This is a genomic window from Bradyrhizobium sp. Kon69, from assembly GCF_055807515.1.
On the sequence record NZ_JBVVOS010000040.1, the window covers coordinates 45,516 to 55,656 of the forward strand.

The 10,141-nt window shown below is 62.3% G+C and carries 11 protein-coding genes; 6 read left to right on the forward strand and 5 right to left on the reverse strand.

Features of this window, described 5'->3' with window-relative positions; genetic code table 11:
* Positions 1-3: 3 nt before the first annotated feature.
* The 3 genes from AC0L3U_RS35175 to AC0L3U_RS35185 form a co-directional block, all read right to left on the reverse strand.
* Entirely contained in the window at positions 4-1,605 is a 1,602-nt protein-coding gene (locus AC0L3U_RS35175) for a hypothetical protein (RefSeq protein WP_473364752.1), read from the reverse strand.
* Positions 1,606-1,864: 259 nt separating this feature from the next.
* Positions 1,865-3,400 carry a peroxidase family protein gene (locus tag AC0L3U_RS35180; protein WP_473364753.1) on the reverse strand — a complete coding sequence of 512 codons (1,536 nt, stop codon included), beginning with the start codon at positions 3,398-3,400 and terminating at the stop codon, positions 1,865-1,867.
* A 324-nt stretch (positions 3,401-3,724) separates the two neighbouring features.
* On the reverse strand, positions 3,725-3,958 hold the full coding sequence (locus AC0L3U_RS35185; protein ID WP_473364754.1) for a DUF3551 domain-containing protein: 234 nt from the start codon (positions 3,956-3,958) through the stop codon (positions 3,725-3,727).
* A gap of 254 nt (positions 3,959-4,212) precedes the next feature.
* Here AC0L3U_RS35185 and AC0L3U_RS35190 point away from each other — a divergent pair, with 254 nt between their 5' ends.
* The 4 genes from AC0L3U_RS35190 (at position 4,213) to AC0L3U_RS35205 (ending at position 6,489) form a co-directional block, all read left to right on the forward strand.
* Positions 4,213-4,551 (forward strand): hypothetical protein, encoded by a 339-nt coding sequence (locus tag AC0L3U_RS35190; RefSeq protein WP_247282441.1) that lies wholly within the window; start codon positions 4,213-4,215, stop codon positions 4,549-4,551.
* Between the two features lie 158 nt (positions 4,552-4,709).
* Positions 4,710-5,234 (forward strand): hypothetical protein, encoded by a 525-nt coding sequence (locus AC0L3U_RS35195; RefSeq protein WP_473364755.1) that lies wholly within the window; start codon positions 4,710-4,712, stop codon positions 5,232-5,234.
* 40 nt (positions 5,235-5,274) lie between these two features.
* The gene (gene greA, locus AC0L3U_RS35200) at positions 5,275-5,757 is read left to right on the forward strand and encodes a transcription elongation factor GreA (RefSeq protein WP_473364756.1); all 483 of its coding nucleotides are present in this window, start codon (positions 5,275-5,277) and stop codon (positions 5,755-5,757) included.
* A 54-nt stretch (positions 5,758-5,811) separates the two neighbouring features.
* Positions 5,812-6,489 (forward strand): hypothetical protein, encoded by a 678-nt coding sequence (locus AC0L3U_RS35205; protein ID WP_473364757.1) that lies wholly within the window; start codon positions 5,812-5,814, stop codon positions 6,487-6,489.
* Positions 6,490-6,621: 132 nt separating this feature from the next.
* On the opposite strand, the gene AC0L3U_RS35210 is transcribed toward AC0L3U_RS35205, so the two are convergent.
* Both AC0L3U_RS35210 and AC0L3U_RS35215 read right to left on the reverse strand, forming a co-directional pair.
* Positions 6,622-7,011, reverse strand: a complete 390-nt coding sequence (locus tag AC0L3U_RS35210; protein ID WP_473364758.1) for a type II toxin-antitoxin system VapC family toxin — start codon at positions 7,009-7,011, stop codon at positions 6,622-6,624.
* Positions 6,998-7,270 carry an AbrB/MazE/SpoVT family DNA-binding domain-containing protein gene (locus AC0L3U_RS35215; protein ID WP_027520193.1) on the reverse strand — a complete coding sequence of 91 codons (273 nt, stop codon included), beginning with the start codon at positions 7,268-7,270 and terminating at the stop codon, positions 6,998-7,000. The genes AC0L3U_RS35210 and AC0L3U_RS35215 overlap by 14 nt, the downstream gene beginning before the upstream one ends.
* 633 nt (positions 7,271-7,903) lie before the next feature.
* Here AC0L3U_RS35215 and AC0L3U_RS35220 point away from each other — a divergent pair.
* Together AC0L3U_RS35220 and AC0L3U_RS35225 are read left to right on the forward strand one after the other, a co-directional pair.
* Entirely contained in the window at positions 7,904-9,235 is a 1,332-nt protein-coding gene (locus tag AC0L3U_RS35220) for a tyrosine-type recombinase/integrase (RefSeq protein ID WP_259216370.1), read from the forward strand.
* Positions 9,236-9,791: 556 nt separating this feature from the next.
* A partial coding sequence (locus AC0L3U_RS35225; protein ID WP_473358155.1) for a transposase family protein occupies positions 9,792-10,141 on the forward strand: 350 nt, incomplete at its 3' end.

Below are 10,141 nucleotides of genomic sequence, written 5' to 3' on the forward strand. Positions count from 1 at the left end.
TTGCTAATTCTGAGCCATCAACTTTCGTGCGGCCGCGAGGTCTTCCCGAGATGAGTCGCCATTTCTCGCTGTTTCGACGACTTTGGCGTAGTACTGGCGGGCCTTCACAGTATCCCCCGCTTTCTCGGCCGCGTGAGCGGCGCCGATCGTCGCGCCAAAGCGGTTCGGCTCCTTGCGCATCGTGCTTTCGAACGCGACCAATGCCTCCATCGCCATGCCGCGTTCGAGCAGCATGGTCCCGTAAAGCTCGCGTGCGGGGGCAAGCGGACCCGGCGTCACGATGGATTTTTCGGTCTTGTCTTCGGCATCGGCGGCAAGGCGCATCGCTTCCAGCGCATCCGCCTGTTTTCCCTGAGCGTTGAGCTGCCAGGCTGTGGCGACCTGCCGCTGAATGTCCACGATTTCGGTCCAATAAGCGTCCTTGTCCTGCTGCAGCTTGTCCCGCAACTCCGCCAGCTTGGCGATGTCCGCCGTTGCCGCGTCTGCATTGCCGGAGCGCGCGGCGCCAAGGGCGCGGGCGAAATAGGTGATGGCGTCGACATAGGCAAACCGGCTCGGCTCAACCTTCAGCGCCGCAGCACCCTGCCAATCGCCGCGCTCGACCATATAGCGCGCTTGGCTAGCCGCGATCGCGTAGGGACCGGCGCGGACAGCCGGCGCATAGCCAGTGGTCGCAATCATGTCCGCGATGACCTCGCTGGCTCGGCTGTCCTGCGCAAGCTGGAGCAGCGCGTAGACCATATAGTCGTCGGCATGCAGCTGCTCGCTGGGGTCCTTGCCCTCCTTGGCAGCCTTGGCGGAACGGCCATTGGCGTCAATGGATTCGTTCCAGTAGCCGACGCGCGTGAAGATGTGCGACGGCATATGCAAGGCGTGCGGTGCCGCCGGCGCGATCTCGGAATAGCGCTTGGCAGCGTCGAGTCCCTGCTCTGCGATTGCCGGATAGTCGTAGAGATGGATCAGGTAATGCGCCACGCCGGGATGCCGCGGCTGGCGCTTGAAGATCGGCTCCAGGATAGCAGCGCCCTTGAGCTGGTTGGCATAGGTCTTGTCGTTTGGTGACGCCGTGACATTCAGCGTGATGGCGTAGGCGATCTGCGCCTCGTCATCATCGGGATAGCGCGCGGCGACGGCTTCGGTTGCCTTGAGATAGGCCTGCGCACGCTGGCCAAACGTCGTCTTTTCGTCGCCCGTATAGAAGGCCAGCAGCGCGTCGATATAGTCGCGTTCGCGTTCGCTCTTGGCGCCGAGTGCCTTGGCCTTCTGCAGCGCGACGAGGCCTGCGGTGAGGTTTTCCTTCGGCGCGGGAAAATGCGGATTGTACAGCAGGCTCAGGGCAATGCCCCAATAGGCGATCGCGCATTCCGGATCGGCCTGCAGCGTCTCCTCGAAAATTTCCTTTGCGGGCCGGTACCAGAACGAGTGCTGATAACGCATCCCGCGATCAAAGCGGCGCTGCGCCACCTCGTTGCAGGACGTCTGGAAGTGCACCTTGCCAAATTGCTCATCGGCCCCGTCCTCCGCGCGTGCGGCAGGCGTGCCGGAGATCGAGCCTAGGGTAGCGAGGGCGAGAAGAGAAATGGTTCTCAAGGCGAGCGCGCGCATCGGCCCCTCCGTTTTCTGTTCAGAATAAATCTGGTCAGATGGCGCCGACAAAACCGAGGGCGCCGAAGTTCGTACCGCTGAGATTGGCAATGGCAATTGTTACTAAAGGATTTCTCCATTCGAGATGCGAGTCAACAGGAAGCGGACAGATTTGCGTTAGGGAAGCACGCCTGCCAGGATCCATCCGCCCGCGTCGAGGCGAGTGGGCCACAAGGCCGCTCGCACGACGAGCGGCCTTGCACCATCGATCGTCGCCCGCTCAATGCAGCGGATCGCCCTGGCCGAGCGCGTAGGCGACGAGGTCCTTCAGCGCGAAGCCGGAGCCGGTCACCGGCGTCCATTGCGGGTCGAGCGACAGCACGGAGGAATTGTCTCCGAACATCATGCCGAGGAAGACCTCGGCCACGATGCGGCCGCCGACCGGTCCGAGCTGCGGTGTCTTGACCGTGGCGGGCCCACCGGTGGCGGAGATTGCCATGTCCGTCATGTTTTGCCGCGCCTCGGCCAGGATGTAGGCCCAGAGCGGGCAGTTGCCGGCGAACACGCCGTTCGCGATGCTTGCGATCTTGACCTGCGGATCGCCCGTCCCGGGCTCGTCGACGGCCTTGCCGATGATGATCTCGTCGTCGCTCAGCGGCGTCAGGTTCATCGCCCTGGCGACGGCCTGGCCCGACGGCAGTCCGAGCCGCCAGCTGCGCTCGAGATTGCGCAGCGCCAGCGACGCCGGATTGGAGGCGACTTCCGGCGGCAGCTTGCGCAGCGGGTCCACCAGCGAGGAATCGATGCGATAGGCGAACTGCAGCCGTCTCTTGTTGTCGGGATTGGTGTCGTCGTCCTCGACGCCATAGGGGCGCGTGTCGAGATCGATGAAGCGGCCCCAGTCCATGGCGCGTCCCGGTCCCATCGCGCGGAAGCCGGTCAGTGCGTTGTGGTCGGGATTGTTGGGATCGGGGAAGATCTGCAGCAGCATGTTGGCCGCGTCGTTCAACCTATAGCCGGGGCGGATCATGGAATGCCCGAGCCGGTAGGCCGCGACCGAGAACTCGACCGGCATGAACGGATAGGTCTTCCAATGGTAGTAAGCGAGCTTGCTGCGGTCGTAGTGACCTGCGGTCTTCAGCTCGTCCAGCACGCTGGCGTGGACGATGCGCGGTAGGAAATCGTTCAGCACCACATACTGATAGTGAAATCGAACGCGCTGCTGCACGTCTTCGAACGACAGGCTGTCATTGTCGTCGACCATGCGGTTGTGAAAGCGCAGCATCAAGGCCTGGAATTGCGAGACGATGCTGTTCTCGTCGTTGCGGGGATCGCCGATCAGCGCGCGGCCCTTGAAGCGCGGCAAATCGACCGCATCGGGCACGCCCGCGCCCGTGACCTTCTCGCCGAGCCGGAACTTGATGCCGTCATACATGTAGGGCTGGTCGTTCGGACCGCGGCCGTAGAGATTGTCCATGTCGAGCGACGGCGTGCGGAAGTCGACGAGCCCGTCGGGATCCTGCTGCTTGGTCAGCGAACTGACCGGATCGAAGGTGATATCGTGGTCGATGAACTGGCCGAAGTAAGTGTAGAGCGAGGGAATGCCGCTCTCTTCCGCGTCCGGCCCGTCCTTCGGCCCATCGAAGCCGGCGACCATCTTGTCGGCCAGCGCCGACAAGTTTGCGAAATTGTCGGAATCGTTCGGGCCGAATTTGGCCGGTGCGAGCTTGCGGAACATGCGGCCGAAGCGGCCTTGCGAAAGCGGCGAACGCGTTGCGTTCAGACCGCGCGGAACAATTGCGTGGCGGCTGCTCATTGAAACACCTTCCTGAAAAGTCGAATGAAACAGATCGGGCTCAAGTTTCTCGCGCTGGGGTTTGCAGCCTAGGCGCGATCGCGCCTGCCACGAGCGAGATGGATCACAATTGCCCGGCATCGAATTTTTCGGAAGGTGCGGCTTGCCCGCAAGCCACGGCTGCGCATCGTGAATTTCTCCGTGGCGACGACGGATAACTTTCTCGTCATCGACGGACGGATGCGGCTTCGCACGGATTCAATTCGCCGGATCTTCGGCGAAAGGGATCGGCTTCACGTAAAAAATGTGGCGGCGCGCGCATCATGCGCGCACGCCGCCAATTCGTCAGTAGTCGCGCTGCTGCGAGAACGCGTAGCGCGGGTTGATGCCACAATAGGCCGACGTGCCGGACGCGGTAGCGAGGCACTGCTGATAGCTGGCGAACTGGCAGTTGCCGGGATAACCCCACGAGCGGCCCTGGATGCAGTATCGATCGTTCGCAGGATGCGCCTGGGCGGCAGGGGATGCTACGGCCATCAGAGCCGCGAGCGATGCGAGAGTGAGGATGGTGCGACGCATGTCAGTCTCCTTCGAGAGCGAGTGGACGGGAATGTCAGCGAGCCTGGCTCGTCTGTTGCACAGTCATGCCAGTGTTGGTGTCGGCGGAATGCCTTGCGTTCGCGACAAGGCACATCATGACGCAGCCTGCCGTCGGCAATGTGATCTCGGCCACAGTTCACGACGGGGTTCCGGCCTATCGTGAGCGGACTTGCACGCGTCGATCCCGGAGAACTACGCTTGCCTTATTCGGATCAGGAATTTTGGAGGTTCTAATGCAGAAATCATACTTGCTGGCTGCGACAGCAGCGCTGGCGCTTCTCATGCAGACACCGCTCGCGCTGGCGCAGGGCGCACCGGCCGCCGCCGGAACCGCGGCGCCTGCGGCGACAACCGCCGCGCCGGCAGCGACGACGACGGCGCCGGGCGCAACCAACGACGCTTCCAGCCAGCCGACCGACTCCAAGAAGAGTGCGTCGAAGAAGCCGGCGAAGAAGAAGATGACGCGGCAGCAGGAGATCGATCATTCGGTCGACAGCGGCACGGTGCCCGCGCGCTACCGCAGCTCGGTGCCCAAGCAGTACCAGCAATACGTTCCGTTCGATAAGCAGTGACAGATCGCACGGCGGCGCGGCGTGATCGGGCATCGCGCCGCCGGTGCCATCGCGTGACGGTCTTGAAATAGGACCTTGGCCGGGCGAAATCCGGCCATACATCCCCGGTGGCGGACCGCGCGAGCGGTGCTAGAGTAGGCCGAAGCCTGGGGGGAGTTATGAGTGACGACGTGAGGGATGCTGGCCTTGTGGCCATGATCAGCAGCATCCTGGGAGGTAACAAGCGCGCCGCAGAAAGTGTCGCGCCGCCGCCACTCATCGAGGTTCCGCCGCCGACAGCACCGACGAATGGATTTGAGCTGGTCGAGCCCGCCCCCGATACGCCGCCGGCCAAGCTCGAGAACAATCCAGAGAACAAGTTCGAAAACAACTCCGAGAACGCGCCCGATGCGACGCTGGCCCCTGCGAAGCCGATCGAGCCGCCGGCGAAGATCGCCACGACGCCTGATGGCAAGCAGTTGCTGCCTGCTGAAGCGATCGCCGATCTCGTCCTGGGTGAGCTGCGCAAGCTCGAGAATTTTCCGGCGACCGGCGCCTCCGTGACGGTCTACGGTTACAGGCACTGGAACGCGATGATCACCTTCGCGCCGTTCTCGACCACGTTCCGCGATGCCACCCGGTTCCGCCAGGCCATGCCGGACATCGTCTTCAAGCTGCGCCGTTTCGTCGTACTTGAGATATGATCGTGGCCGTGAGCCCGAACAGTTCGACAGGATTTTCGACTTGAGCGTTGCCTTTACCAAAGAAGAGAGCGCGGAAACCGCCGCCGAGACGCTGTTGCCGGATCGGCCGATCTCGCCGCATCCGAACCTCGTAACGGAAGCGGGTTTGCAGGCGCTGCAAAGACAGCTTCAGGACGCGCGCGAGGCCTATGAAGCCGCGCAGGCCATCGAGGACGTCAACGAAAAGCGCCGGCAATCGGCGGTGCCCTTGCGTGACGCCCGCTATCTCACCGAACGGCTGCGCACGGCGCAGGTCATTCCAGCCCCGGCCTCGACCGATATCGTCGCCTTCGGCAGCACGGTGACCTTCAGCCGCGCCGATGGCCGCGTGCAAACCTATCGCATCGTCGGCGAGGACGAAGCCGACCCCAAGGCCGGCTCGATCTCGTTCGTGGCGCCGGTGGCAAAGTCGTTGATGGGGAAGGCGGTCGGGGATGTCGTGGGATCGGGTGCGCAGGAGATCGAGATTTTGTCGATTGAGTAGGCGGCGTTTATCGATGGTTTCCGCTGTGTCCGCGCAACAAAGCGCGATAGCTGGATGAGGCGGTTTCTGTCGGGAGCGTTGCCGTTTTACGCGCTGGCCGGGTTGGCCATGTGCATGTATCTCGTCCTGTACAGGACAAACCTTTTCGACCTGAACGCCATCGTCCAGGATGCGACCGGTTCGTCATGGTTTCCGGTCTTCATATTCGTCTGCGTGCTGCTGGAGGCGGTCTTCCCGTATTTTGGCTATTTCCCCGGAACCGCTCTCATCCTGATGTCCGTGGCGCTCAATCCGAAGCCCGCGGACGCCTCCGTTTTTATCGTGGCATGGCTGGCTATCATCGTGGGCGCCATCCTGAGTTACGGACAGGCTCGCTTTTTCCGACCGCTGTTGCAGCGGGTCGCCTCAAAGGCGGCACTGAACCGGTGTGAGACCCTCCTCGACGCCTACGGTCCCTACGCGCGCATTGCCCTGTTCGTTCATCCCAACGCCTGCGCGATGTATTTCACGGCACTCGGCCTTCTCGGCCGCAACCTGACGCGCGAGCTCGCCTATCTCGGCGTGGGCGCAGCAGCCTCCGTGGGGGTGCTGTTCGTCGTCGTGAGCAGACTCGTGTCGTCCGTAGGCACGACCGACGACGGGGAATTGCAGCTGTTGCTGGCCGCAGCACTGGTCGCTATCGGGACGCTCGTCGGTCTGTACGCAGCCTGGCGGCCGGCGCGGGTTGCTTGACCCGCCATCAGACTTCAGCCCCCGCGACGATGCCATATGCCCGTGTTTTGCCCGACGGCGCAAGTTGATTCGGAAAAGGCGTATCCGGTCGGCGCGCATCGCGCGGTGACGTCTCGCGCAGCGCAGGCGCGGTTACGGCAAACGGACCTTCGCCAAGCCGATCGCTTTTGCTGATCTGACGAGTCGCTGATCGAAGGTCAGGAAGGCAGCGCAGGAAGCAGCTCGTCCCAAGTGGAGCGAATCGGCAAAATCCATGCCGTCGTCCATTCGATCCAGAGCAAACGCGACGAGCCCGGGATCCTCGAACACGACGTTTGCAAGCCCACCGAAACCCCGAAGCGCTTTGCACACGTGTTTGGCGTCAAAACCATAGGCGCTGCGCAAAACCCATTCAGTTTCCAGCATCACCGTCGTGCTGACGAAGACTTCCTCACCGTCGATGACGGCCTTGGCTTTCTTCGATTGCTGGGGATGATCGCCCGTGAGGTAGCGAACAACGAGATTGGTATCAATCGCGAGCATGACGTCGTCGCGCCTCTGCGGCGATACTCGCCTCCATTTCTTCCACGCTCTTTGGCTTGCCCCGATAGGGTAGCGAGCCGAAGACATCCGCCGTCTTGGCGGGCGGGAACAGCGAGGCCGGTTTGAGAAGCACTCCGTCCGGCGTGCTCTCGATCGTGAGCTGCGTGCCCGCACGCCAGCGGCGCTCATCACGGATGGCCTTCGGCAGGACGACCTGGCCCTTGGTCGAGACGGTCGTTGTCAGCTTGTCGGAAGCCATGCGGTCTCCCCTGGTAAGACCAAGGTAAGATAAGTCGGCCCGCGACTTCAGGCAAGGGCGAGGCAGCTTTCGATCGCCGCGGATGGTCCCATCACGCCGGTGGTACCCGACGAATCAAGACATTCGGGAAAGGCGTAACCCATTGATCCGACTGGGGTCGGCTACTGTGCATGGGGTTGTTTTCGACATTTTTGATTGAGGCGGGTCCCGACATGCCGCCAAGCGTCGACGATGGGTCCGCAATCAGCAGGGTTCAGGAAGGTGGATGGTGGGCGCACAAGGGATCGAACCTTGGACCTCTCCCGTGTGAACCACAATCCGTAGACCCGAGCCAACCAAATCCGGCCATAGTTAGTATGTAAAAATGCCTTTGATTGACGAGGGTTATGGCCCTATTTGCCCATAAGAGCCCATAGCTGACCTTGCTACATTTTGTATGCCCCCGTTGTGCCCGCCGGGGATTTTCCCCTGGGGCACTAAAACGGGGGGAGGTCTGAGACCCGGTTCTGTTTGGGTCTGTGGGTTCTCCCTGCGCGGGCACACGGCAAGGGGAAGGTCTGAGCCCCGGTTCTGTTCGAGGGCTGACCGCCCTTCTTGCGGGGCGCGCGGGGGCACAGAGAGAGGGAAGGAATCATGACGGAGCCGGCCAACCAGCTGACACTCACCGATGCAGTGATCCGCGACGCAACGCTGCCGTCGGGTAAGGCGCAGCATTATCTCCACGACGACAAGCTGCCCGGCCTCGCCTTGCGCATGCGCGCCACCGGTGGCCGGACCTGGGTCTATCTCTTCACCAAGCCGGGGGTGAGGGGAACCCAGCGCAAGACCCTCGGCGCGTGGCCCAAATATAATGAGAAGGCAGCGCGCAAGGCCGCCACCATTGCCGCAGGCGAGGTCGTCAAGGGCTTAGACCCTAACGATGCGAAGCGCGAGGCGAGGCGGCAACAGGCAGCCGAGAAGCAGTGCACCACGCTCGCGAGCCTCATTGTTGAAGATGGTCCCTACCAGGCGTCTTTGACCGAACGCCAAGTCGTCAACTGGAAGCCAGCAATGTCGGCGCTGCGGCGCGGGCTCAAGGATCACGCCGAGAGCGGCGTGGGGGACCTGACGCGACGGCAGATCATGGCTGCGGTCGAGAAGATTGCAAAGACTGGCAAGCGCGGTGCAGCCAAGGACTTGCGCAAGCACGTGCATACTTTTCTCGAATGGTGCGTCGGCGAAGGTTACGTCGAGCACAACGTGCTCGCCGGCTATCGCGCGCCGAAAGAAACCCGTGCGCAGAGAGTCGGGCGCCGAGCAAAGGGCCGCGCACTGACCGATGAAGAAATCATCAAGGTCTGGGATGCATCCGGCAAGCTCGGGGCTTTCGGTTTCCTGGCACGCATGTGCCTGCTCGGCGGCCCGCGCCGCAGCGAGCCTACCATGATCGAGTGGCGTAAGCACATCATGGACGACCGGATCACCTTCGATGCGGCGTGGACCAAAATGGGGTTGCACCACGATGTGCCGCGCACTCACTTGGTTGACGAGGTGCTCACGGCCGCGAAACATTTCCAGCGGGCAACGTCCGACTATGTCTTCCCGTCACCGAAGACCGGTGGGCAGATGTCGGGCTTCACCAAGATGGTCAACCGCCTGGTCAAGGAAGCGGGCGTTGCCAAGTTCACTATGCATGACCTAAGGCGCAGTTTGCGCACCATCATGTCGCGCTGTGGCTACGACAACGAAATCCAGCGGTTGTGTGTTGGGCAGAAGCCAAGCGGAATCGATCAAGTCTACAATCACGACGAACAGTGGATCATCCGCAAGATGGCGTTCGAGGCGGCTCACGACTACATTGCAGAGCTGGTTGGCGCGAAACGCATCGGGAAGATCGTGCGCCTGCAGCGGACGAATCCGCTTGACCCGATCAAGGCCGAGCTGCTCGGCCGTCTCCGTGAGCATTATGCGGCCGAGGCGTCCTAGTCGTCTTCTCGCACTTGGCCAGATAGTCCCGCACCGCATCGACACGATAAAGGGGCCGGCCATCGACGTAGCGCCATTTCAGCGGGTGGTTCGGATCGCGCCGCCACTGCTCTAGGGCGCCGGGGGTGCGCCGGATGACCGCGGCTGCCTCCAATGCCGTCAAATTAGAGCTGCCCGGCAGTGTATCGATATCGAACGTCGCGGGCGGCGGGATGCCACGGTTCTTGCGACGGCGCTTCGTGGCAAGCGGCATTTTGCTGTCATCTGGAGACCCAAATGCCTCGATCCGAGCCTTTTCGTCCTTGCCGCGCATGCCTCTGCCCCGAACCATGATCGGTCTGAGGCGATAAGATCCCAGCCATCTCCAGCAAGAAAGAAATCCTAAGCGCGGCTATGGCTGCTGGGTAGCTGTGGCGTACAAATAGGACGAATCGCCCCTTGCCGAGAGGTTGTAGCGGCTTGGGGTCCGGGGGCTGATCGGCATCCTAATGGGGCTCTGACTCATTTCTGATGAAGTTCGCCGGCGACCGTGGTTCTTCAACGGAGAATCGGCGCCATGCGGACAGGCTTTCGAATTTCATCGCTAGTACCGAGTGGTTTGGTCTTTGATGGCGTAAGTGATTCAGAGGATTCGGTTATTCTGGCTGTTCGGTCAGAGACTGCGGAGGCCCAGTGCCCTTTGTGCGCGACACTATCGCGCCGAGTCCATAGCCGCTACATCCGGCACGTGGCCGATTTGCCATCAGCGGGCAGAAAGGTGCGCCTCCGATTACTCACGCGGCGCTTCACATGCGAGGTGCCGCATTGCCGCCGGCGGATCTTCGCGGAGCGGTTCGGAGAAGACGTCGTTCCGCTTCGACGGCGTCGGACGGCACGGCTCGAACACATCGTCCATCACCTGGGGTT